The sequence below is a fragment of the Mesorhizobium sp. M0954 genome (assembly GCF_040319155.1).
Lineage (GTDB): Bacteria > Pseudomonadota > Alphaproteobacteria > Rhizobiales > Rhizobiaceae > Mesorhizobium.
In genome coordinates, this window is sequence record NZ_JAMYNR010000011.1 from 1 (window position 1) to 22,610 (window position 22,610).

Consider the following 22,610-nt stretch of genomic DNA (forward strand, 5'->3'; position numbering starts at 1 on the left):
ATACGGATAAGGTGTTCCACGGACGGCTCCCTTGTTTGAGATCTCAACGAACTCATTCTGGCACATCCGATGCCGTCGGGCGCCGTCCACCCCATCATGCCGTAACCTCCACGCGCTGCTACGTTGAACTGCAGGGCAAGCTCGTCCTCGATTGGTCGCAAGGGGGCTAAAGGCCGGCGCTCTGCGGCGCCCCCCTCTGCCCTGCCGGGCATCTCCCCCTCTTGGGGGGAGATTGGCAGCTTGACGGGCAGCGCGAATCTCGCAAACAGAACCTCAATCCGGCCCGAACCCCGGCGACGTCGCACTCCCGTCATCCAGCTTCGACAGCCATTCGACCAGCGTCGCGCGGTAGCGCGTCAGGCCTTTGTAGTTGGCGAGTTCGTCGGGCAGGTCGCGGATGACGCGGTGCAGGCGCCGTGCCCATTTCGGCTGCGTCACCAGCTCATCCATCTTGATCAGGTAGCAGCGGATCGGGAAGACGATCGCATTCGAGCGCGGCAGCCGCCAGAAGCTCTGCAGCTCGACGCGCAGATGGACCTTGTCGCCGACGTTTTCGGGCGTCACCGTGGCGCGGTCCGGACCCCATTTGTGGTAGTTTTCCGGGCTGGTATCGAGGCGCGGATTGATGGTCATCGTCCAGTTCAGCCGCCGCGCCGGCTTGCCCTGCTGGATGTTGGTGAGGAATTTCAGCGCCCGGACGAATATCCCCTTCTCGTGCGCCAGCGGCACCGGCGCGTGCCATTCGAAGAAGTTCATGCCGATGTCGAAATCGAGCGACCAGTCGGCCTGGGTGGTGACCATGCCGGCATCCATCCACAGATTGCCGTCGCGCTGATCGAGAATGCAGAAATCGCCCTGGCTCTGCCGCGTGATGTACTCCATCGGCCCATAGGGCAGCGTCGAGACGTCGCCGAAGGTGAAGCTGTCGTCGATGCCGAGCGGGCGGTTGATCCAGCGCCAGCGATCGCCGTCCCGGATCAGCGTGAAATGCTCGGGATAGCCCAGCGCCTGCTGCTCCATCAAAAGCTCGAGCAGATCCCAGCCGGCCAGCGTCATGTGCGGCAGCGACTGGCAGCGCAGCGGATCCTCGGCCAGCACCAAGGCGCGGTCCTGCATCTCGGCGACATAGTGCTCGTCGACGTCGATCAAATTCTCCAGCACGCTGCCCTTCGGCCCGGCGACATGCGGCTCGATGTTGACGGCATACATGTAGCTGTCTTCGTGGAACGGGAACGGGAACCGCCTGATGTGCTCGGGGCTGTTCCTGAAGGTGAAGTCGTCGCGGAACGTTTCCTTGCGAAAGGTGATGCCCAAGCTCGCCTCCTATCTTTGCAGCACCAGCGACCGGCCCTCGAAGCGCGAGACGCAGGGCATGATCTTGCAGCCCGAACGGTGGTCTTCCTCGCTCAGCCAGTGGTCGTTGTGGATGAATTTGCCGTCATGCGAAATGACGTTGGTCTCGCACTGGCCGCAGACGCCGCCGCGGCAGAGATAGGGCGGATCGACCCCGGCCGCCTCGATCGCCTCGAGCAGGCTCTGCTGCTCGTCGACACGGATGATCTTGCCGCTGAGCGCCAGCGTCACGTCGAAGGGCGCGCCGGGCTGCGGTGCCGCGAAATGCTCGAAATGCACGGTCTCGGCAGGCCAGCCTAAGGCAGCCGCGCGATCGCGCACCCAGTCGATCATGCCGGACGGGCCGCAGACATAGAGATGCGTGCCGAGCGGCTGCGACGACAGCAGCCGGTCGAGATCGACGCGCTCGTCGCGGTCGTCGTAATAGAGCCTGATCCGGCGGTCGTAGCGCTCTCTCAGCAGATCGGCATAGGTGCCGAGCGAGGCGGTGCGGCAGGTGTAGTGCAATTCGAAATTGCCGCCTTCCGCCGCCAGCTGCGCGGTCTGCGCCATGAACGGGGTGATGCCGATGCCACCGGCCAGCATCAGATGCTTCCTGGCCCGAAGATCGAGCGAGAACAGGTTGACGGGGTAGCTGACCACCATCTCCGTGCCCGGCCGGACCTGCCTGTGCATGAACAGCGAGCCGCCGCGGCCGGCGTCGTCGCGGCGCACCGAGATGGTGTATTCGCGGGTGTCGAGCGGCGAGCCCATCAGCGAATAGGGATTGAGCCTGGTGCGTTCGCCATCGCGCATCTCGACGACGACATGGGCGCCGCCGGAGAAGGTCGGCAAAAGCTCGCCGTCGCGCCGTCGGAAATGAAAGCGCGTCACCAGTTCGTTGATCGGGACGACATCGCTGACGACGACATCGAGCTTGGTGGTGCCGGTGCTCATCGAAAGACCTCCTCGGTCGGAGGAATTTCGCTGCGGTCCTCGGCGTTGATGCAGACGCCCTGGAAGGCGGCGAGGCGCCGCGAATAGTGGTCGCGCACCAGAAGCAAGAGGCCGCAATGCGAACAGGTTGCCGGCTGCGTCGTCACGTTCTCGGTGATGCCCTTGCAATGGACGCACTGCATGCGGCGCGCCAACGAGCCGCGATGCTCGGTCTGAACAGAGGTGTGGTCGATGCCGGCTTCCAGCGCAGCCTGCATGGCCTGGCCGATCAGCCCCTCGGTGCCGGCAAGATAGAGCCTGAGGCCCATATGGGCGTTGGCCAGCGTCTGCTTCAGCCGCGGCAGGGCACTGGCGAAGGAATGGCCGAGGTAGAGCTGCGCCGGCTTCAGTGCTTCGAGCGCATCGGCGTATTTGCCGTCGCGGCCGGGAATGAAGATGATGTGGGCGCCACCGAAGAAATCCGCCGGTGCCTTGGCGGCCAGATCGGCAATCGCCAGCGCTCCCTCTGCATCAGCTATGAAAAGATGATGCTTGCCAGGCTGCGGAGACAGGGTCCCATAGGCCGGGCGGCTGATGATGCTTTTCGCTGCCATACCCGCAGTATGCCTCAGCCTTTCGCCGTGCGCTTGGTCTTCTTCGGATCATCGAAAGGAAGCGGCTCGGCGGTTGCGCTGATGGTGCCGCTCTTGTTGCGGATCTCGAGCCTGGTGCCCTGCACCGCGCAGTCGACGTCGAGCCGGGCAATGCCCATCGATCTTTTGACCAACGGCGAATACATGGCGCAGGTCACCACGCCGACCTTTTTGCCGTCGCGATAGACCGGCGCGCCCTCGTCGGCCGGCTCCTTGCCTTCGAGCAGCACGCCGAAGATCTTGAAGCGCTCCTTGCCCTTGAGGCGGTAGTGCTCCTCGGCACCGCGAAAGCCCGTCTTGCCGGGGCTGACGGTGAAGTCGAGACCAAGCTCCCACAGCGTGTCGCCCGGGCCTTCGTTCTCGAACGGATATTTCTGCGAATTGTCGTAGGGGTAAAACAGCAGGTAGCTCTCGACGCGCAGCATGTCGAGCGTGGTGAAGCGGCACGGGATGATGCCGGCACTCTTGCCCTCGTCGAGGATCCCGTCCCAGATCGTTCCGGCGTCCTGGCCACGGCAGAAGATCTCGTAGCCGCGCTCGCCGGTGTAGCCGGTGCGCGAGATCATCACCGGAAAGCCGAACAACTGGGTCTGCATGTGGTGGAAATAATTGAGGTCGCGAATGCCGGGCACATGCTTTGCCAGATAATCGACGGCGGTCGGGCCTTGCAGCGAAAGATCGTGCAGATTGTCGTCGAAGCGCAGCGACACGTCGCGACCGACGGAAGCGCGCTGCAACTCTTCATGGCCGGTGCCCGAGCCATGCACGACCATCCAGGAATTCGGGCCGGTGCGGTAGAGGATGCAGTCGTCGGTGAACTTGCCGGCCTCGTTGAGCATGCAGGCATAGGCCGACTTGCCGGGATAGATCTTTTCGACGTCGCGCGTCGTTGCCAGATCGATCAGGTGCGAGGCGTGCGGCCCGGTGATGTGGACCTTCTTCAAGCCGGACACGTCCATCAGGCCGGCCTTGGTGCGGATCGCGATATACTCTTCGTCGGCGTCCTTGTCGTAGGTCCAGGCGGTGCCCATGCCGCTCCAGTCCTCGAGCTTCGAGCCGAGCGCGCGATGGCGGTCCGCAAGCGTCGAAAATCTCCAGGATGCCGTCATCCGCTGGTCCTCCGTTCGAAAGAAACTTTTTTGCTTTCCCCTGCTCCCTGCACACGGGCGGGAGCGTTGCCTTGAATATTGATCGCAAACGCCGGGAGCCTGCAATACCCGTAAGCAAATAATTTCATTGTCAGGCAAATCCGGCGAGCTCAAACAAACGGTTAACGTCGCGTAAAATCGTCTTGACAATTCCAGAATTCGGCCGGATTTTATGAAAAAAATTTCACTCTCTTGAAAGAGGGCAATGACCGGCCTGGACCGGCGTTGAAAAAGGGGAAAGCCGATGTCCGACCTGCAACAGCGCGTGGAAGCGTTGTACCGTTCCGACGTGCGTGGATCCGTGCTCCTGATCGTCTGCCTGTGGGCGACGATCCTCTTTGTCCTGTTCATGACATGGCCATACGTCCCCGACGCCGGCATCAAGCTCGTCGTCGCGGTCGCCGCCGCCGCGGTGCTGATCTTCAACACGGCCGCCATTCTGGCGATGGTCAACCACTACAAGGAAGACAAGGACTTCATCTACGGCCTCGACATCAAGAACGCCGACGCCTACCGCAACCGCAAGTCCTGAGGGGGAGACGCATGGCCCGCTATACACCGCCCGAACAGAGCAAGGCCGGACAGGTTTTCGATATCGCCGTCGTCGTGGTCGCGATTTTCGTCGCGCTGTGGCTGCCGCTGAAACTAGGTCTGGCAGGGGCGGCAAAATCCATCGACGCGCTCGACGCCAAGACGTGGGAAGCGCTCGGCCAGAACCCGACCATGGCCTCGATCTGGGAAAAGCTCGGCTACACGCCGGAAACCGCGCACGACATCATCCAGAACCGGTTCCACTACATCATCGACTGGCCGACGCTGATCATCATGGCGGCGGTGCTGATCGGCTATTTCATCTTTCTGTTCCGCGCATCGGACCGCGAATACCGCGACGTCATCGACGAAAAGTTCGGCGACAAATAGATAGGAAGCATCGTCATGTGGGTGGCACTCTCTTACGCATGCTGGGGCATCTCGATCGTGCTCGCGCTGTGGATGCTCTACGACTGGTTCAAGATCGACACGACCTATTCCGAAGAGATGCTGACCTCGTCCAGGGAAGGCGAACTTGAAGCCGTGTCCGAAAAACACCGGATCTGAGTGGGGGATTGAACGATGACGATCACGGCTGAACCAGCGGTGCAAGTGCAGGGCGACAGGGTTTCACTGCTCAGGGTGCTCGGCCCCGCCCATGTCTGGGCGCTCGGTGTCGGCATCGTTCTGGTCGGCGAATTCACCGGCTGGAATTTCGCGGCGGACAAGGGCGGCGCGCTGGCGGCGCTGATCGTCTGCTGGATCGTCGGGCTGCTCTACACCTCGGTCGCGATGATCGATTCCGAAGTGACCTCGACGGTTGCCGCCGCCGGCGGCCAATATGCGCAGGCCAAGCACATTGTCGGGCCGCTGATGGCCTTCAACGTCGCGCTGTTCCTGGTCTTTGCCTACACCATGCTCGAAGTGTCGGACGCGATCCTGCTCGGCGACACCATCGTCGCCAAAGCCGGCGTCGAGGGCCTCACCCATAATTCCTTCATCGCCGCGACAATCGTCGTGCTGGCATGGCTGAACTATCGCGGCGTGCTGATGACGCTCAACGTCAACTTCGTCATCACTGCCATCGCCTATGTCTCGATCGTCATCCTGTTCTTCTCGGTCAGCCCGTGGACGCAAGGCGCCGTGCTCAAGCTCAACGAGTTGGTGACCCCGGGCAACGCGCTGCCCTATGGCTGGATCGGCGTCATCGCCGCCTTCCAGTTCGGCATCTGGTACTATCTCGGCATCGAGGGCACCACGCAGGCCGCCGAGGAAGTGCGCTCGCCGGCGCGCTCGCTGCCCTATGGCACGATGGCCGGCATGATCACGCTTCTGATCGCCGCCGCCATGACCTGGTATGTCTGCGCCTCGCTGATGCCCTGGGAATATCTCGGCATCACCTATTATCCGCTGTGGGACGCGGGCAAACTGACCGGCAGTGCGCTGCTGGAAAACCTGTTGTTCATCGCGACGCTGCTTGCCGCGCTCGCCTCCGCCAATGGCTGCATCAACGACGCCGCGCGCGCCTGGTTTTCGCTCGGCCGCGACCGCTATCTGCCGACCTGGTTCTCGGCGGTGCATCCGAAATACCGCACGCCCTATCGCTCGATCCTGTTTCTGCTGCCGATCGCGCTGGCCTTCGCCTTCATCGCCGACCTCAACCAGGCGATCACCTTCTCGATCCTGTCGGGCGTGCTGCAATACACCTTCATGAGCATCAACATCATCATGTTCAGGAAAAAGTGGCCGCTCGGCTCGATCCGCCGCGGCTACACCCATCCGTTCCACCCGCTGCCGGCGATCGTCTTGTTCTGCCTTTGCGTGGTCACCTTCTTTGCGATCTTCCTCGGCTTCGGCTCGCAGCTGATCGCCATGGTCGCTTTCTACTTCCTGATCTCGCTGTGGTTCCACTTCTACCGCTACAAATTCGTGCGCCGTGGCGCCCAGTTCACCATGCCGTGGCCGAAGCCGCAGGGCTACTGACGGCCCGCCCGGTCTGGGCGGGCATTTGCGTGACGAGGTGGGTTAGGTGATCTCAGCATTGCTCGCCGGGGCGGTTGCCCTGGCTCTCGTCCTCCATATAGCCTGGCTTGCGCGGGCCAGCCGCGCCAAGGCTTCGACCGAGCTTGCCGCCGACGAAGCCGGCGTCCGCGCCGTCATCCCCGACGCGGCCAACGTCTCGGACGGCACTGCCGGCGTCGTCACCTTCGCCGGCTCGTGGAACGGCCGGCGGGTGCAGGTGCGGACCATCGTCGACACGCTGGCGATCAGGAAGCTGCCGGCGCGCTGGCTGAGCGTTTCGATCACCGAAAAGGTCGCGATACCAGGCACTTTCGATATGATGATGCGGCCGGGATCGCCGACGACTTTTTCCAATTTCGATCATCTCGTCCATCCGCTGCCGAAGGCGGCGGGGTTTCCGGCCGAGGCGGTGCTGCGGAGCGACCGCAAGGGCGTGCGCTTCCCCGAAGCCATCATCGCCGGCCACCTCGATATCTTTGCCGAGGAGCGCGCCAAGGAATTGCTGATCACGCCGAACGGCGTGCGCATCGTCTGGCTTCTGGCCGAGGCCGAGCGGGCGCGCTACGGCGTATTCCGGCAAGCCGAATTCGGCACGGTCAGGCTCGATCCGGTGCTGATCGAGAGGCTGCTGTCGTCGGCTTCGGCGCTGCGCGATGCCATCAATCAAAGCGAACGGCAAGCGGCATGATCAGCCAGATCACCACCTCCCCCGCACCACCGAGCCCCTATCTGGTTCTGGGCGCTGCGATCGTTTTGCCGGCGAGCGGGCATGTCGTGCTCGGCGTGCCGGTGCGCGGCCTGCAATTCCTGTTCTTCATGGTGATCCTTGCCTGGGTCACCGCCAAGATCGCGCCGCCCGACGCCAGCTTCGTCGGACGCCATGCCGGCGGCTTCCTGATCTATGCCCTGTCGATCCTGGATGCCTACAAGATCGCCCGCATCCGCTATGCCAGATGGGTTCACAATGGCGGCCAGCGCAGCGATAGTGCGGCCGGCGGCGCCTCAGCCGATATATAACGACAGGAAAATTTTTTTCATACCAATTGAATTCCCGGGACTCATTCGATACATCTCGGAGGGAACAAACTCGCGGAGGCTGACATGTGCGGAATCGTCGGACTGTTTTTGAAGGACAAGTCGCTCGAGCCCCAGCTTGGCGCGATGCTGTCGGAGATGCTGATCTCGCTCAGCGATCGCGGTCCCGACAGCGCCGGCATCGCCATCTATGGCGCGTCCTCCAATGAAGCCAAGATCACCATCCAGTCGGCCAAGCCGGAGCGCGATTTCCGCGGCCTCGACGCCGAACTTGCCAAGGCAATCGGCGCGCCGGTGAGCATTGCTGCGAAGTCGACGCATGCCGTGGTCCGGACGATGCCTGCCAAGATCGACGAAGCGCGCGAGGCGATCCAGACGCTGCGCCCCGACATCCGCATCATGGGCGCCGGCGACGTCGTCGAAATCTACAAGGAAGTCGGGCTGCCGGAAGCGGTCGTCGACCGTTTCGGCGTCCGCGAGATGACCGGCACCCACGGCATCGGCCATACCCGCATGGCGACCGAATCGGCGGTGACGACGATGGGCGCGCATCCGTTCTCGACCGGCGCCGACCAGTGCCTGGTGCATAATGGCTCGCTGTCCAACCACAACAATGTCCGCCGCGAGCTGATCCGCGAAGGCATGACATTCGAGACCGAGAACGACACCGAGGTCGCTGCCGCCTATCTCTCCTCGCAGATGGCGCATGGCAAGAACCTCGGCGAGGCGCTGGAAGGCACGCTGAGTGATCTCGACGGGTTTTTCACCTTCGTCGTCGGCACCAAGAACGGCTTCGGCGTGGTGCGCGACCCGATCGCCTGCAAGCCCGCAGTAATGGCCGAAACCGACCAGTATGTCGCCTTCGGCTCGGAATATCGTGCGCTCACCAAACTGCCCGGCATAGACAATGCGAAGGTCTGGGAACCCGAGCCCGCAACCGTCTATTTCTGGGAGCATTGAACCAATGCCGGCAATTAACCTCTCCAAGGCGGCTCGCGAGCCGGGCCATGCGTCACGGGTCTTCGATCTGGCCGAAATGTCGTTGCGCGAGCTCAACCAGGCGCTGCACGATCTGGCGCCCGGTTCGAACGAGACCGCCTGGGAAGTGCTCCACCCGCGAGGCAGCCATTCGGTCGCCGTCGGCGTCGACCAGCCGGTCGCCATCGATGTGCGCGGCAGCGTCGGCTATTATTGCGGCGGCATGAACGACGGCGGCACCATCACCGTGCATGGCTCGGCCGGGCCCGGCGTCGGCGAGAACATGATGTCCGGCCAGATCGTCGTCAAAGGCGATGCCAGCCAGTATGCCGGCGCCACCGGCCGGGGCGGGTTGCTCGTCATCGAAGGCAACGCGTCGTCGCGCTGCGGCATCTCGATGAAAGGCATCGACATCGTCGTCCATGGTAATATCGGCCACATGTCGGCCTTCATGGCGCAGTCCGGCAACCTCGTGGTGCTGGGCGACGCCGGCGATGCGCTCGGCGATTCCATCTACGAGGCGCGGCTTTTCGTGCGCGGCAAGGTCGAAAGCCTCGGCGCCGACTGCATCGCCAAGGAGATGCGGCCCGAGCATCTCGAATTGCTGCAAGGCTTGCTCGACCGCGCCGGTGTGACCGGCGTCAAGGCGGCGGAGTTCAAGCGTTATGGCTCGGCTCGTACCCTCTACAATTTCAATATCGACAACGCCGACGCGTATTGAGGCTCAATGACCTATCGCAACCCGCCGACGACGCCGCGCAAATCCGCGACCTTCGACGACTACACGCTTTCCGAGATCCGCCGCGCCGCGGCGACCGGCATCTATGACATCCGCGGCGCCGGCGCTAAGCGCAAGCTGCCGCATTTCGACGACCTTCTGTTCCTCGGTGCCTCGATCTCGCGCTACCCGCTCGAAGGCTATCGCGAGCGCTGCGACACCAGCGTCGTGCTCGGCTCGCGCTATGCGAAAAAACCGATCGAACTGAAAATCCCGATCACTATTGCCGGCATGAGCTTCGGCTCGCTGTCCGGCCCGGCGAAGGAAGCGCTTGGCCGCGGCGCGACGCTGTCCGGCACCTCGACGACGACCGGCGACGGCGGCATGACCGAGGAAGAGCGCGGCCATTCGAAGACACTGGTCTACCAGTATCTGCCGTCACGCTACGGCATGAACCCGCGCGACCTGCGCCGCGCCGACGCGATCGAAGTGGTCGTCGGCCAGGGCGCCAAGCCAGGCGGCGGCGGCATGCTGCTCGGCCAGAAGATCTCCGACCGCGTCGCCGAAATGCGCACGCTGCCGAAAGGCATCGACCAGCGCTCGGCCTCGCGCCACCCCGACTGGACCGGGCCGGACGACCTCGAGATCAAGATCCTCGAACTGCGCGAGATCACCGACTGGGAAAAGCCGATCTACGTCAAGGTCGGCGGCGCGCGGCCCTATTACGACACCGCGCTTGCGGTGAAATCGGGCGCCGATGTCGTCGTCGTCGACGGCATGCAGGGCGGCACTGCGGCGACCCAGGAAGTGTTCATTGAAAATGTCGGCCAGCCTACGCTTGCCTGCATCAGGCCGGCCGTGCAGGCGCTGCAGGATCTCGGCATGCACCGCAAGGTGCAGCTGATCGTCTCCGGCGGTATCCGCAACGGCGCCGACGTCGCCAAGGCGCTGGCGCTCGGCGTCGATGCGGTGTCGATCGGCACGGCAGCGCTTGTCGCGCTCGGCGACAACGACCCGCGCTGGGAGGCGGAATACAACGAGCTCGGCACCACCGCCGGCGCCTATGACGACTGGCATGAGGGTCGCGACCCGGCCGGCATCACCACGCAGGATCCCGAGCTAATGAAACGGGTCGATCCGATTGCGGCCGGCCGACGGCTGGCGAATTATCTTAAGGTGATGACACTTGAGGCTCAGACAATCGCCCGCGCCTGCGGCAAGAACAGCCTGCACAATCTCGAGCCCGAGGATCTTGTGGCCTTGACGATCGAAGCCGCCGCCATGGCCGGCGTGCCGCTGGCCGGCACCAACTGGATACCGGGCAAGAACGGCTTCTAAGACAAACCAAATGCCAGTAAGCGAGGAACTATAATGGGGAACGATCTCGCCGCCTTCGCCAAGGAAAAGGGCGTCAAATATTTCATGATATCCTACACCGACCTGTTCGGTGGACAACGCGCCAAGCTGGTGCCGGCGCAGGCGATCGCCGACATGCAGCGGGACGGTGCCGGCTTTGCCGGCTTTGCCACCTGGCTCGATCTGACGCCGGCGCATCCCGACATGCTGGCGGTGCCGGATCCGGCCTCGGTGATCCAGTTGCCTTGGAAGCCGGAGGTCGCCTGGGTCGCCGCCAACTGCATCATGGACGACAAATCGGTCGAGCAGGCGCCGCGCAACACGCTGAAGCGGTTGATCGCGGAGGCTGCTGGCGACGGCATGCACATCAAGACCGGCGTCGAGGCCGAATTCTTCCTGATCTCGCCGGATGGCAAGACGATTTCCGACGAATATGACACGGCGTCGAAGCCCTGCTACGACCAGCAGGCGGTGATGCGCCGCTACGACGTGATCGCCGAGATCTGCGACCACATGCTGGCGCTCGGCTGGGGCGCCTACCAGAACGACCACGAGGACGCCAACGGCCAGTTCGAGATGAACTGGGCCTTCGACGATGCGCTGGCGACCGCCGACAAGCATTCCTTCTTCAAATTCATGGTGAAATCGGTCGCCGAAAAGCACGGCCTGCGCGCAACCTTCATGCCTAAACCCTTCCAGGGCCTGACCGGCAATGGCTGCCATGCGCATATCTCGGTGTGGGACAAAGACGGCAAGACCAATGTCTTTGCCGATAATGCGATGGAGCTCGGCCTGTCGGCCAAGGGCAGGAATTTCCTCGGCGGCATCATGAAACATGCGTCCGCGCTTGCCGCCATCACCAACCCGACGGTCAATTCCTACAAGCGCATCAACGCACCGCGCACCATCTCCGGCGCCACCTGGGCGCCGAACACGGTGACCTGGACCGGCAACAACCGCACCCACATGGTGCGCGTGCCCGGCCCCGGCCGCTTCGAGCTGCGCCTGCCGGACGGCGCGGCAAACCCCTATCTGCTGCAGGCCGTCATCATCGCCGCCGGCCTTGACGGCGTCCGCTCGAAGGCCGACCCCGGCAGGCGCTACGATATCGACATGTACCAGTTCGGCCATACGGTCGAGGGCGCGCCGAAGCTGCCGCTCAACCTGCTCGACGCGTTGCGCGAGTTTGACAACGACAAATCGCTCAAGGCGGCGCTGGGTGAGGAATTCTCGTCGGCCTATCTAAAGCTCAAGCAGCAGGAATGGAATTCCTATGCTTCCCACTTCACCCAGTGGGAGCGCGACCACACGCTCGACATCTGATCCGGAATTGTTGCACGCCCGGCGCGAAACAGGTTCATGAAATACTCGATCTTCTCCCTCGCCCGGGCGGCATTTTCCGGCCACAAGAACTGGCAGCGCACTTGGCGCGACGCCAGCCCGAAGAGCCACTACGACGTGGTGATCATCGGCGGCGGCGGCCATGGCCTGGCGACGGCATGGTTCCTCGCCAGCGAATACGGCATCAGGAATGTCGCGGTGCTGGAAAAAGGCTGGATCGGCTCCGGCAATGCCGGCCGCAACACCACCATCATCCGCTCCAATTACGGGCTGCCCGGCAATACCGGTTTCTACGAGCTTTCGATGAAGCTGTGGGAACGGATGGAGCAGGACCTCAACTACAACACCATGGTCAGCCAGCGCGGCGTCATCAACCTCTACCATTCCGACGCGCAGCGCGACGCCTATGCGCGGCGCGGCAACACCATGCGCATCAACGGCATCGATGCCGAACTGCTCGATCTGGCGGCGGTCAGGAAGATGATGCCGTTCCTGAACTTCGACAATGCGCGCTTTCCAGTGCAAGGCGGGCTTTTGCAGCGACGCGGCGGCACGGCGCGCCACGATGCCGTGGTCTGGGGCTGCGCGCATGCGGCGAGCGCGCTCGGCGTCGACATCATCCAGAACTGCGAGGTGACCGGCTTTGTCCGCGATGGCAGCGGCAAGGTGACCGGCGTCGAGACGAGCCGCGGCAGGATCGGCGCGGCCAAGGTCGGCATGGCGGTCGCCGGCTCCTCGTCGCGCGTCGCGGCGATGGCCGGCATGCGGCTGCCGATCGAAAGCCATGTGCTGCAGGCCTTCGTCTCCGAGGCGATCAAGCCGCTGATCCCCAATGTCATGACGTTCGGCGCCGGGCATTTCTACGTCAGCCAGTCCGACAAGGGCGGCCTGGTCTTCGGCGGCGACATAGACGGCTACAATTCCTACGCCCAGCGCGGCAATCTGCCTGTCATGGAAGACGTCTGCGAAGGCGGCATGGCGCTGATGCCGATGATCGGCCGGATACGGCTTCTGCGTCAGTGGGGCGGCATCATGGACATGTCGATGGACGGCTCGCCGATCATCGACAAAACACCGGTCGACGGGCTCTATCTCAACGCCGGCTGGTGCTATGGCGGCTTCAAGGCGACGCCCGGCTCCGGCCTGGTCTTTGCCCATCTGCTGGCGCGCGACGAGCCGCACAAGGAGGCTGCCCGCTTTCGTCTCGACCGCTTCCGGCGAGGTGCGATGATCGACGAAAAGGGCCAAGGCGCCCAACCGAACCTGCATTAAAGGCTGGCTGAAGAAGCATGCGCATTGTCTGTCCCTTCTGCGGCGAACGCGAACTCGGGGAGTTCACCTATCTGGGCGACGCCAAGCCGGTGCGTCCGGCGGCCGGCGCCACCGACGACGAGGTCTTCGACTACGTCTATCTGCGCGACAACATCGCCGGGCCGATGAGCGAATACTGGTACCATGGCGGCGGCTGCCGGGCCTGGCTGAAGGTCGCCCGCAACACGCTGACGCACGAGATTTCGGCGGTCGAACCGGCTGCAGGCATTGGTGCCGCCGAGGTTGGGCGCTGATGGTTGGGCCCGCGCAGACACACCGGCTGGAGAGCGGCGGTCTCATCGATCGCGCCGCGCCGCTGGCCTTCCGCTTCGACGGCAAGAGCTTTGCCGGCTTCCAGGGCGACACGCTGGCCTCGGCGCTGATCGCCAACGGCGTCAAGCTGGTCGGCCGCTCGTTCAAATACCATCGGCCGCGCGGCATCCTGACCGCTGGTTCGGAGGAGCCCAACGCGCTGGTCGAACTGCGCAGCGGAGCGCGGCGCGAGCCGAACACCAAAGCGACCACGGCCGAACTCTATGACGGGCTCGAAGCCGCCAGCCAGAACCGCTGGCCGTCGCTGCGCCACGATCTGATGGCAGTCAATCAGCTGTTCGCGCCGATCTTCGTCGCCGGCTTCTACTACAAGACCTTCATGTGGCCGGCGAAATTCTGGGAGACGATCTACGAGCCAACGATTCGCCGCGCCGCCGGGCTCGGCCGCGCTGCTGGCGTCGCCGATCCCGACCATTACGACAAGGCGTGGGCGCATTGCGACGTGCTGATTGCCGGGTCCGGCCCGGCCGGGCTGGCTGCGGCACTGGCGGCCGGACGCGGCGGCGCCCGCGTCATCCTGTGCGAGGAAGATTTTGCGCTTGGCGGCCGTCTGCTCGCCGACGGCGGCATGATCGACGGCGCGCCGGCGGCCGAATGGATTACGCGCACGCTGGCCGAACTCGCCGCACTGCCCGATGTCCGCATCATGACCCGCACGACATTGTTCGGCGTCTATGATGGCGGCACCTATGGCGCCATCGAGCGGGTCAACGACCACCTGCCCTCGCCGCCCGAGCACCAGGTGCGCCAGCGGCTGTGGCGGATCGTGGCCAAGCGCTGCGTCGTCGCCGCCGGCGCCATCGAGCGACCCATCGTCTTTGCCGGTAACGACACGCCGGGCGTGATGATGGCTTCGGCTATGCGGACCTATGTCGCGCGCTACGCGGTTGCCCCTGCCAGGAGGATCGCGCTGTTCACCAACAATGAGGATGGCTGGCGCACGGTCGAGACCGCGCTTGGCGCCGGTTTGCAGATCGCGGCGGTCGTCGATGCGCGCCCGGACGTCTCCGCCGCGCATCGAGCGCTTGCCGCCAAGGGCGGCTTTGCCGTGCTCAACGGCTCGGTCAGCGGGGTCGAAGGCGGCAAGGACGGGGTCCGGAAAATCGTGGTGGCGCTGACCGGCGGCGCACGGGCGGAAGTCGAAGCCGACGGGCTTGCCGTGTCCGGCGGCTGGAATCCGGCGGTCGGGCTGACCTCCTATCATCGCGGCCGGCCGAAATGGCAGGACGATATCGCAGCCTTCGTGCCGGATGGTGCGCCGCCCGGCATGATGGCCGTCGGCGCCGCCAACGGCGCCTTCGGGCTGGGCGACTGCCTGCGCCAGGGCTTTGCCGCGGGTGCTGCGGCAGCGCAGAGTGCTGGACGCGGCGGCAATGCCGGCACATCGCCGGTCGCCGACAGCGAGGCGTTTTCGCTGACGCCGCTTTGGTATGTGGCCGGCAAAGGGAAAGCCTTCGTCGATTACCAGCATGACGTGACCGCGTCCGACATCGAGCTGGCGCAGCGCGAAGGTTTCGAATCGGTCGAGCATCTCAAGCGCTATACGACGCTCGGCATGGCCACCGACCAGGGCAAGACCTCGAACGTCGCCGGTCTCGCCATCATGGCGGCAATCAGCGGCAAATCGATCCCCGAAACCGGCACGACGATCTACCGCCCGCCCTATGTGCCGGTCGCCATCGGCGCCTTCGCCGGCCATCATCGCGACGAAGACTTCCATGCGACGAGGCTGACGCCGTCGCATCACTGGGCAGCCGAACAGGGCGCGGTGTTCGTCGACACCGGCCTGTGGAAGCGCGCGCAATGGTATCCGCGCGCCGGCGAAAAGGACTGGCTGGAATCGGTCACCCGCGAGGTCAAGGCGGTGCGCTCCGGCGTCGGCTTCTGCGATGTCTCGACGCTCGGCAAGATCGACGTGCGCGGCCCGGATGCCGGCGCCTTTCTCGACCGCGTCTACATCAACACCTTCTCCAATCTCGCCGTCGGTAAAGCCCGCTACGGGCTGATGCTGCGCGAGGACGGCATCGTCTATGACGACGGCACGACGTCACGGCTGGCCGAGGACCGCTATTTCCTGACCACCACCACCGCCAAGGCCGGGCTGGTGATGCAGCATCTCGAATTCTGCCGGCAGGTGCTGTTCCCCGAATTCGACGTGCAGCTGACATCCGTCTCCGATCAATGGGCGCAGTTCTCGATCGCCGGGCCGAAGACCCGGGACCTGCTTCGGGAAATCGTCGATCCGGCGGAGGATTTGTCGAACGAGGGCTTTCCCTTCATGGGGGCGCGGGAAGTCACGCTTCGCGGTGGCATCAAGGCGCGGCTGTTCCGCATCTCGTTTTCGGGCGAAATGGCGTTCGAGATTTCGGTTCCCGCCCGCTATGGCGAGGCGCTGGTGCGCAATTTGATGCTGGCCGGCAAGCCGTTCGGCGTTACGCCCTACGGCACCGAGGCGCTCGGCGTCATGCGCATCGAAAAGGGCCATGTCGCCGGCCCGGAGCTGAACGGCACGACGACCGCCGCCGACCTCGGCCTCGGCAAGATGATGTCGACCAAAAAAGACTTCATCGGCCACGTCATGGCCGGGCGCGAGGCGCTGATTGCCCCAGACCGGCAGGTCGTCGTCGGCATCAAGCCGGTCGACAAGACGCGCCGCCTGCGCTCCGGCGCGCATATCATTCCGAAAGGCGAGACGCCCGGTCCCGGCAACGACCAGGGCTATGTCACTTCGGTCTGCTTCTCGCCCATGCTCGACCAGTGGATCGGGCTGGCGCTTGTTGAGCGTGGCCGCGAGCGCATCGGCGAGATCGTCCATGCGCATGACCCGCTGCGCGGCGAAGACTACGACGTCGAGCTGTGCAGCCCGGTCTTCTACGATCCCGATGGAGGGCGCCAGCGTGGCTGAGTTTTCCTGGATTGCCCGCAGTCCGCTGGAGAAAGCGCTTGTTGTCGGCGCCTATGGCGCACGCGGCACGGCGGCCGGCGTATCGCTCACCGAGATCCGCAATTTGGACCTGATCCAGGTGATGGCGCGGCGCGGCAAAGCGGCAGAACTGGCGAAGGCCGCCGAAACCCGCTTCGGGGTTGCCGCCCCGGAAACGCCCAAGGCGACCCGAACTCCCGACGCTACGCTGATCTGGTCGGGACCGGATCAGTTCCTGGTCCTGTCCAATGGCGGCAAGCACGCGAGCGAACCGCTGAGCCAGACGTTTGCGCAATCCGCCTCGTTGTCCGACCAGTCGCATGCTCGCGCGCTGATCAGCGTTTCCGGAGAAAAGGCGCGCGCGATGCTGGCCAAACTGTCGTCACTAGACCTGCACCCCGCGGCGTTCCCGGCCGGCACCGCTGCGGCGACCGCGGTCGATCACACCAGCATCAATCTCTGGCGCGGCAATGACCGGCCGGACGGACAGGCGGTGTTCAATCTTCTGGTGTTCGCCACCTTCGCGGAAAGCCTGTCGCATACGATGCTGGACGCTGCCGCCGAGTATGGCGTCGAGATCGGGCATTTGGAGGAGTTGGGGTAGGATTGTGCGCCACCTTCCCTTCTCCCCTTGTGGGAGAAGGTGGCCGAGCGAAGCTCGGTCGGATGAGGGGTGCTCCAGCTTGGCTATGACGGCACTCCGTCCAACACCCCTCAACCGTCTCGGCGCGGCGCGCCGATCCACCTTCTCCCACAAGGGGAGAAGGAAGAGGCGCGCGCCTCGCCTTCACTTGCCAACTCCGGCTCTTCTATCCTATTCTTCCCGCTAAAATAATTTCACACACAGGCAAACTTGTTTCTCGAAACCAAGGTTGAGATGAGCCAGTCGCCCTACCCCGCCGTCGTCGCCGGACCGCCCCGGCCGAGCCTGATCCTGCGGCCAGGCCAGATTACGCTGCCGGCCGCGATGGAGCGCTACTCGGTTCAGGGCAATGGCGCGGTGCTGATCGAGGTCGAGGCCGGCGACATTGTCACCGTGCGCGATGTCGAGGGCGGGCAGGCCTGCGAGCTGCTGGCATGGGACAGCAGCGACGCGACCGATCCCGGCATTCTCGGCGAGAAATCGAACAGCAATGCCGCCGGCATCAAGGCGCTGCTGGCCGAAGGCGACGACAGCCTCGCATCCTTGCGCCGGGGGCTCGAGCGGCGCCAGGTGCAGCTCGACCAGGCGAAGGCGGTTCGCGTTTTCGGCGGCGCCACCCCTGCCGGTACCGAACAGACTTTTACCGTCGCCCGCGATGGGTCGATGCTGATTGCCGCGCCCGGCGGGCCGATGCTGGTCGACGGCCACGATACGGCGACGCCGCTTAGCGTCATCGTCCGCCGCGCCACCATCCGCCCGGCAGCGAAATCCAGGCTTGCCGACCCGCTGGCCGATCCCGTGCTCGACCTGCGCGTCCATTCGGCGACGGCGGAGGCCTACTTCGTCAAGGCGGGCGACTATCTGCAGATCATCGATGTCGACGGGCGCCAATGCACCGACTTCCAGTGCTTTTCGGCGCGCAAGCTGGACAAGGGCCGCGATCATCCGCTCGACGTGACGACGACGCGCACGCTGATGGGTTCGAGCTATCCGATGCCCGGTCTGCACTCAAAATACTGCGACCAGGACATGGAGCCGCTGGTCGAGGTTGTGCAGGACACTTGCGGCCGCCACGATGCATTCGCGCTCGCCTGCGCGGCCAAATATTACGACGACATCGGTTATCCCGGCCATCCCAACTGCTCGGAGAATTTCAACCGCGCGCTGGCCGACAAGGGTGTCACGCCTCGCGCCGGCTGGATGGCGATCAACTTCTTCTTCAACACGGCCATCGACGCGCATGGCGTCGTGGTATCGGACGAGCCGTGGTCGCGGCCGGGCGACTATGTGCTACTCAAGGCGCTCACGGACATCGTCTGCGTCTCGTCCGCCTGCCCCGACGATACGACGCCGGCCAATGGCTGGAACCTGACCGACATCCATGTGCGAACCTATCGCGGCCAGCACAAATTCTCGCGAGCGATCGCCAGACGCATGACGCCCGATTCGGAACCGAAAATGACCCGCGAGACCGCCTTTCATTCGAGCTTTGCCAAGCACACCCGCAACTTCGTCGAGTACAAGGGCTATTGGCTGGCCAATTCCTTCGCCAGGCAAGGCCCGATCGCTGAATACTGGGCCTGCCGGCAGGACGCCGTGATCATGGACCTGTCGCCGCTGCGCAAGTTCGAGGTCACCGGGCCGGACTCCGAGGCGCTGCTGCAATACACGCTGACCCGCGACATCAAGAAGCTCGGCGTCGGCCAGGTCGTCTATTCCGCCATGTGCTACGAGCATGGCGGCATGATCGACGACGGCACGCTGCTCAGGCTCGGCAAGGATAATTTCCGCTGGGTCGGCGGCGACGATCTATCCGGCGAATGGCTGCGGGAAACGGCGCAAAAACTCGGCCTCACCGTGCTGGTGCGCTCCTCGACCGACCAGATGCACAATGTTGCCGTGCAGGGGCCGAAAAGCCGCGACATCCTGCGGCAGATCATCTGGACCTCGCCGCTGCAGCCGTCGATCGACGAGCTCGAATGGTTCCGTTTCGCCGTCGCCCGCATCGGCGGCGGCAACGGCATTCCGGTCGTTGTCTCGCGCACCGGCTACACCGGCGAGCTCGGCTATGAGATCTGGTGCCATCCGCGCGACGCCGAAAAGGTGTTCGACGCGATCTGGCAGGCCGGCCAGCCGCACGGCCTGAAGCCGATGGGGCTGCAGGCGCTCGATATGGTGCGCATCGAGGCCGGGCTGATCTTTGCTGCTCACGAGTTTTCCGACCAGACCGACCCGTTCGAGGCCGGCATCGGCTTCACCGTACCGCTGAAGACCAAGAGCGACGATTTCATCGGCCGCGAGGCACTGATCCGGCGCAAGGAAAACCCGCAGAAGAAGCTGGTCGGCCTCGACGTCGACGCCAATGTCGCCGTCGGCCACGGCGATTGCGTGCATATCGGCCGGGCGCAGATCGGCGTCGTCACCTCCGGCATGCGTTCGCCGGTGCTGAACAAGACCATCGCGTTGGCCAGGCTCGACGTCACGCATTCGGCGATCGGCACCGAGGTCGAGATAGGCAAGCTCGATGGTCACAGCAAGCGGCTGCCGGCGCGCGTCGTCGCCTTCGCCCATTACGACCCGCAAAAGACCAGGCCGCGCTCCTGACCGACGCTGTCTGGTTCTTCCCTTCTCCCACAACAAGGGGAGAAGGAAGACCGCACCCGTTGGCAGCGCCAGCGAAGCTCGACTGTTTCACAAACGCAATGTGCAAAGCGTCACAAACCACTTGACGTGAAAGCGCCTTGGGTCAATCTTCACTGCTAAGAAAAAAATACTACTGAGCGGAAAACGCCTGGGGCCGTTCAACGTGAGCGTCGATGACGCCTCGCGAGATTGCGGCTGTTGCCGATGGGGAACATCAAAAATGGGGAATCCACGTAAATGAGCACGATAGTCACCGCCTTGGTGCCGCCTGCCGAAGGGCAGCTGCACCGGAACATCGACTGGCGCGGCGCCTTCTGGGTGGCAAGCGGCGTTCCGGCCCTTGTCCTGTTTTCGATCGGCGGCATCGCCGGCACCACCGGAACACTGGCCTTCCTGATCTGGGCCGTATCCATGGTCATGGGCTTCCTGCAGTCCTTCACCTATGCGGAGATCGCCGGGCTGTTCCCGAACAAATCCGGCGGCGCCTCGGTCTACGGCGCCACCGCGTGGCTGCGCTATTCGAAATTCATCGCGCCGCTTTCGGTGTGGTGCAACTGGTTCGCCTGGTCGCCGGTGCTGTCGCTCGGCTGCTCGATCGCCGCCGCCTATATCCTCAACGCACTGGCGCCGGTGCCGCTGTTCACCGACACTTCGCCGGAAGTCGCCGCCTATATTGCGGCCCATGCCGGAACCAGCGCCGCCGACGCCATCACCGCGGTCACCGCGGCGGCGACGCCGGCGATCCGTAACTGGACGCTCTACGGTCACACGCTTGGCCCGGTTTCCTTCACCTTCAACGCCACCTTCTTCATCGGCGCGGTGCTGATGCTGATCATCTTCTCGATCCAGCATCGCGGCATCCTGGGCACGGCCAACGTGCAGAAATATATCGGCCTGCTGGTCATCATCCCGATGCTGATCGTCGGCGTGGTGCCGATCGTCACCGGCCAGATCAACTGGGCAAACTTCTCGCCGCTGGTGCCGCTCGCGGCAGCCTATGCGCCGGAGCCCGGCGCGTGGAACATCGCCGGCTGGACGCTGGTGCTCGGCGGCATGTTCATCGCGGCATGGTCGACCTACGGATTCGAGACTGCGGTCTGCTACACCTCCGAGTTCAAGAACCCGGGCACCGATACCTTCAAGGCGATCTTCTATTCCGGCCTGCTGTGTATGCTGCTGTTCATCCTGGTGCCGTTCACCTTCCAGGGCGTGCTCGGCTTGAACGGCATGCTGGCGACGCCGATCGTCGATGGCTCCGGCGTTGCCGATGCGCTGGCCGGCATGGTCGGCGGCGGACAGCTGATCCACAGCCTGCTGGTGATGCTGATGATCCTGGCGCTGGTGCTATGCATCATGACGGCGATGGCCGGCTCCTCGCGCACGCTCTATCAAGGTTCGGTCGACGGCTGGCTGCCGCGCTATCTCAGCCATGTCAACGAGCACGGCGCCCCGACGCGGGCGATGTGGACCGACCTGATCTTCAACCTGATCGTGCTGGCCATCGCCTCGGCCGACGCGACGAGCTTCTTCTTCATCCTCGCCGTGTCGAATTGCGGCTACATCATCTTCAACTTCCTCAATCTCAATGCCGGCTGGATCCACCGCATCGACAATGGCCACATCGCGCGGCCATGGAAGGCGCCGAGCTGGCTGCTCGGCCTCGGCGCCTTCTTTGCCTACGTCAACGCGGTCTTCATGGGCGCCGGAGCCAAGGTCTGGAACCCGATGGCATTGTGGGCCGGGCTGATCACGGCAGCCTTGATCATCCCGGTGTTCTGCTTCAGGCATTACATCCAGGACAAGGGCAAATTCCCCGACCACATGCTGGCCGATCTCGGCATGAGCTCGTCCGACCTTGCGGTGAAAAAGGCGGGGATGCTGCCCTATCTGACGCTCGTCGCCGGCGTCGTGGTGATGCTGCTCGCCAACTGGCTGTTCGTCATCTGACGGCTTGCCTTGAGGGATCGGGCGTGCAAGGCGCGCTCGGTCCCTGCATTTTGTTCTTGCTTTGTGCCGGCAGCTATGCTACTAATTTCCATATGGTGCTGATTCGCCCCGAGACCGCCGCTGAGGCGGGTTTTTCTTTTTAGGGGCTATTCGGCAGCGGTGCCGGCGCGGGAGCGACCGCCAAGCGCTGCACCGATATCCTCGAGGACCTGTCCGACGCGCGCCTGGATCGTCTCGGACGCAAGCACGCCGTCGATGAAATCCCTGTCCGAAGCGTAGATCGCGGTCGGCAGCGTAAAGGCCTCGAAGAAGCCGAACAGCGGTCTCAGCTGGTGCTCGATGATCAGCGCATGCCGGTCGCCGCCGCCGGTCGCCAGCAGCACCACCGGCTTGCCCCTGAGCGCCGTTGGGTCGACAAGATCGAAGAAGTGTTTGAACAGGCCGGTATAGCTGCCCTTGTAGGTGGGCGAGCCAACGACGAGCACGTCCGCCGCGACGACGCGCTTGAGGATATCGCCCGCTTGCGCATCCAGTTCACGCGCCCATTTGGCGCCACCGAGGCTGGGGCCGAGGTCGACGACGTCATGCGTGCTGGCGGCCAGGCCATATCTGCCGGCTACCTCGTTCACGATACGATCGACGAAGCCGCGCGTCTTGGACGGCCGGGTGAAATTGCCTGAGAAACCGACAACGGCCGGATTGGTCATGATGCGAAGCCCTCGCGATGATTTCGGGCTGCCAGCCCGCTGCTGACCCTATG

21 protein-coding genes are annotated in these 22,610 nt (G+C 64.1%); 16 read left to right on the forward strand and 5 right to left on the reverse strand.

Annotated features, from left to right (window positions below):
* Positions 1-273: 273 nt before the first annotated feature.
* From NKH93_RS16545 to NKH93_RS16560, 4 genes are read right to left on the reverse strand one after another with little or no spacing between them, the layout of a single operon-like run.
* Positions 274-1,314, reverse strand: coding sequence for a heme-dependent oxidative N-demethylase family protein (locus NKH93_RS16545; protein WP_352970922.1), 1,041 nt, complete (start codon positions 1,312-1,314; stop codon positions 274-276).
* 9 nt (positions 1,315-1,323) lie between these two features.
* Positions 1,324-2,289 (reverse strand): PDR/VanB family oxidoreductase, encoded by a 966-nt coding sequence (locus NKH93_RS16550; RefSeq protein ID WP_352970925.1) that lies wholly within the window; start codon positions 2,287-2,289, stop codon positions 1,324-1,326.
* A complete protein-coding gene (locus NKH93_RS16555) occupies positions 2,286-2,882 on the reverse strand; it encodes a dimethylamine monooxygenase subunit DmmA family protein (RefSeq protein ID WP_352472312.1) in 597 nt (198 codons plus the stop codon). The genes NKH93_RS16550 and NKH93_RS16555 overlap by 4 nt, the downstream gene beginning before the upstream one ends.
* A 14-nt stretch (positions 2,883-2,896) precedes the next feature.
* Positions 2,897-4,030 carry an aminomethyl transferase family protein gene (locus NKH93_RS16560; protein ID WP_352472311.1) on the reverse strand — a complete coding sequence of 378 codons (1,134 nt, stop codon included), beginning with the start codon at positions 4,028-4,030 and terminating at the stop codon, positions 2,897-2,899.
* A gap of 283 nt (positions 4,031-4,313) precedes the next feature.
* On the opposite strand from NKH93_RS16560, the gene NKH93_RS16565 reads away from it, so the two are divergent.
* From NKH93_RS16565 to NKH93_RS16640, 16 genes are all read left to right on the forward strand, one after another.
* Complete coding sequence (locus NKH93_RS16565; RefSeq protein ID WP_352472310.1) at positions 4,314-4,601, forward strand: hypothetical protein; 288 nt, start codon at positions 4,314-4,316, stop codon at positions 4,599-4,601.
* 11 nt (positions 4,602-4,612) lie between these two features.
* Positions 4,613-4,990 (forward strand): hypothetical protein, encoded by a 378-nt coding sequence (locus NKH93_RS16570; protein ID WP_023673992.1) that lies wholly within the window; start codon positions 4,613-4,615, stop codon positions 4,988-4,990.
* A 15-nt stretch (positions 4,991-5,005) separates the two neighbouring features.
* Positions 5,006-5,167 carry a hypothetical protein gene (locus NKH93_RS16575; RefSeq protein ID WP_023673991.1) on the forward strand — a complete coding sequence of 54 codons (162 nt, stop codon included), beginning with the start codon at positions 5,006-5,008 and terminating at the stop codon, positions 5,165-5,167.
* Between the two features lie 15 nt (positions 5,168-5,182).
* A complete protein-coding gene (locus NKH93_RS16580; protein WP_352755444.1) occupies positions 5,183-6,583 on the forward strand; it encodes an APC family permease in 1,401 nt (466 codons plus the stop codon).
* Between the two features lie 46 nt (positions 6,584-6,629).
* A complete protein-coding gene (locus tag NKH93_RS16585) occupies positions 6,630-7,310 on the forward strand; it encodes a hypothetical protein (protein WP_352970930.1) in 681 nt (226 codons plus the stop codon).
* Positions 7,307-7,639, forward strand: coding sequence for a hypothetical protein (locus NKH93_RS16590; RefSeq protein WP_352970933.1), 333 nt, complete (start codon positions 7,307-7,309; stop codon positions 7,637-7,639). The genes NKH93_RS16585 and NKH93_RS16590 overlap by 4 nt, the downstream gene beginning before the upstream one ends.
* An 84-nt stretch (positions 7,640-7,723) precedes the next feature.
* Positions 7,724-8,617, forward strand: a complete 894-nt coding sequence (locus NKH93_RS16595; protein ID WP_352612295.1) for a class II glutamine amidotransferase — start codon at positions 7,724-7,726, stop codon at positions 8,615-8,617.
* A 4-nt stretch (positions 8,618-8,621) separates the two neighbouring features.
* Positions 8,622-9,356 carry a GltB/FmdC/FwdC-like GXGXG domain-containing protein gene (locus NKH93_RS16600; protein WP_352453795.1) on the forward strand — a complete coding sequence of 245 codons (735 nt, stop codon included), beginning with the start codon at positions 8,622-8,624 and terminating at the stop codon, positions 9,354-9,356.
* A gap of 6 nt (positions 9,357-9,362) precedes the next feature.
* Entirely contained in the window at positions 9,363-10,691 is a 1,329-nt protein-coding gene (locus tag NKH93_RS16605; protein WP_023673984.1) for an FMN-binding glutamate synthase family protein, read from the forward strand.
* Between the two features lie 33 nt (positions 10,692-10,724).
* Positions 10,725-12,032 carry a type III glutamate--ammonia ligase gene (gene glnT, locus NKH93_RS16610; protein ID WP_023673983.1) on the forward strand — a complete coding sequence of 436 codons (1,308 nt, stop codon included), beginning with the start codon at positions 10,725-10,727 and terminating at the stop codon, positions 12,030-12,032.
* Positions 12,033-12,068: 36 nt separating this feature from the next.
* Positions 12,069-13,322, forward strand: coding sequence for a sarcosine oxidase subunit beta family protein (locus NKH93_RS16615; protein WP_352970936.1), 1,254 nt, complete (start codon positions 12,069-12,071; stop codon positions 13,320-13,322).
* Between the two features lie 17 nt (positions 13,323-13,339).
* Positions 13,340-13,615, forward strand: coding sequence for a sarcosine oxidase subunit delta (locus NKH93_RS16620; protein ID WP_352970938.1), 276 nt, complete (start codon positions 13,340-13,342; stop codon positions 13,613-13,615).
* Entirely contained in the window at positions 13,615-16,599 is a 2,985-nt protein-coding gene (locus tag NKH93_RS16625) for a sarcosine oxidase subunit alpha (RefSeq protein ID WP_352970941.1), read from the forward strand. Before NKH93_RS16620 ends, NKH93_RS16625 begins: the two co-directional genes overlap by 1 nt.
* Complete coding sequence (locus NKH93_RS16630; RefSeq protein WP_352970944.1) at positions 16,592-17,221, forward strand: sarcosine oxidase subunit gamma; 630 nt, start codon at positions 16,592-16,594, stop codon at positions 17,219-17,221. Before NKH93_RS16625 ends, NKH93_RS16630 begins: the two co-directional genes overlap by 8 nt.
* Positions 17,222-17,494: 273 nt before the next feature.
* Positions 17,495-19,864, forward strand: a complete 2,370-nt coding sequence (locus NKH93_RS16635; RefSeq protein WP_352970947.1) for a trimethylamine N-oxide demethylase — start codon at positions 17,495-17,497, stop codon at positions 19,862-19,864.
* Between the two features lie 276 nt (positions 19,865-20,140).
* Positions 20,141-21,850, forward strand: coding sequence for a trimethylamine N-oxide permease (locus NKH93_RS16640; RefSeq protein WP_352970950.1), 1,710 nt, complete (start codon positions 20,141-20,143; stop codon positions 21,848-21,850).
* Positions 21,851-21,996: 146 nt separating this feature from the next.
* On the opposite strand, the gene msuE is transcribed toward NKH93_RS16640, so the two are convergent.
* On the reverse strand, positions 21,997-22,557 hold the full coding sequence (gene msuE / locus NKH93_RS16645) for an FMN reductase (RefSeq protein ID WP_352455213.1): 561 nt from the start codon (positions 22,555-22,557) through the stop codon (positions 21,997-21,999).
* Between the last annotated feature and the right edge of the window lie 53 nt (positions 22,558-22,610).

Coding starts and splice junctions, on each gene's coding strand:
- NKH93_RS16590 (WP_352970933.1), top strand. CDS start 7,307: ATGATCAGCCAGATCACCACCTCCCCCGCACCACCGAGCCCCTATCTG.
- NKH93_RS16550 (WP_352970925.1), bottom strand. CDS start 2,289: ATGAGCACCGGCACCACCAAGCTCGATGTCGTCGTCAGCGATGTCGTC.
- NKH93_RS16600 (WP_352453795.1), top strand. CDS start 8,622: ATGCCGGCAATTAACCTCTCCAAGGCGGCTCGCGAGCCGGGCCATGCG.
- NKH93_RS16605 (WP_023673984.1), top strand. CDS start 9,363: ATGACCTATCGCAACCCGCCGACGACGCCGCGCAAATCCGCGACCTTC.
- NKH93_RS16620 (WP_352970938.1), top strand. CDS start 13,340: ATGCGCATTGTCTGTCCCTTCTGCGGCGAACGCGAACTCGGGGAGTTC.
- NKH93_RS16615 (WP_352970936.1), top strand. CDS start 12,069: ATGAAATACTCGATCTTCTCCCTCGCCCGGGCGGCATTTTCCGGCCAC.
- glnT (WP_023673983.1), top strand. CDS start 10,725: ATGGGGAACGATCTCGCCGCCTTCGCCAAGGAAAAGGGCGTCAAATAT.
- NKH93_RS16560 (WP_352472311.1), bottom strand. CDS start 4,030: ATGACGGCATCCTGGAGATTTTCGACGCTTGCGGACCGCCATCGCGCG.
- NKH93_RS16635 (WP_352970947.1), top strand. CDS start 17,495: ATGAGCCAGTCGCCCTACCCCGCCGTCGTCGCCGGACCGCCCCGGCCG.
- NKH93_RS16565 (WP_352472310.1), top strand. CDS start 4,314: ATGTCCGACCTGCAACAGCGCGTGGAAGCGTTGTACCGTTCCGACGTG.
- msuE (WP_352455213.1), bottom strand. CDS start 22,557: ATGACCAATCCGGCCGTTGTCGGTTTCTCAGGCAATTTCACCCGGCCG.
- NKH93_RS16570 (WP_023673992.1), top strand. CDS start 4,613: ATGGCCCGCTATACACCGCCCGAACAGAGCAAGGCCGGACAGGTTTTC.
- NKH93_RS16555 (WP_352472312.1), bottom strand. CDS start 2,882: ATGGCAGCGAAAAGCATCATCAGCCGCCCGGCCTATGGGACCCTGTCT.
- NKH93_RS16595 (WP_352612295.1), top strand. CDS start 7,724: ATGTGCGGAATCGTCGGACTGTTTTTGAAGGACAAGTCGCTCGAGCCC.
- NKH93_RS16575 (WP_023673991.1), top strand. CDS start 5,006: ATGTGGGTGGCACTCTCTTACGCATGCTGGGGCATCTCGATCGTGCTC.
- NKH93_RS16625 (WP_352970941.1), top strand. CDS start 13,615: ATGGTTGGGCCCGCGCAGACACACCGGCTGGAGAGCGGCGGTCTCATC.
- NKH93_RS16640 (WP_352970950.1), top strand. CDS start 20,141: ATGAGCACGATAGTCACCGCCTTGGTGCCGCCTGCCGAAGGGCAGCTG.
- NKH93_RS16580 (WP_352755444.1), top strand. CDS start 5,183: ATGACGATCACGGCTGAACCAGCGGTGCAAGTGCAGGGCGACAGGGTT.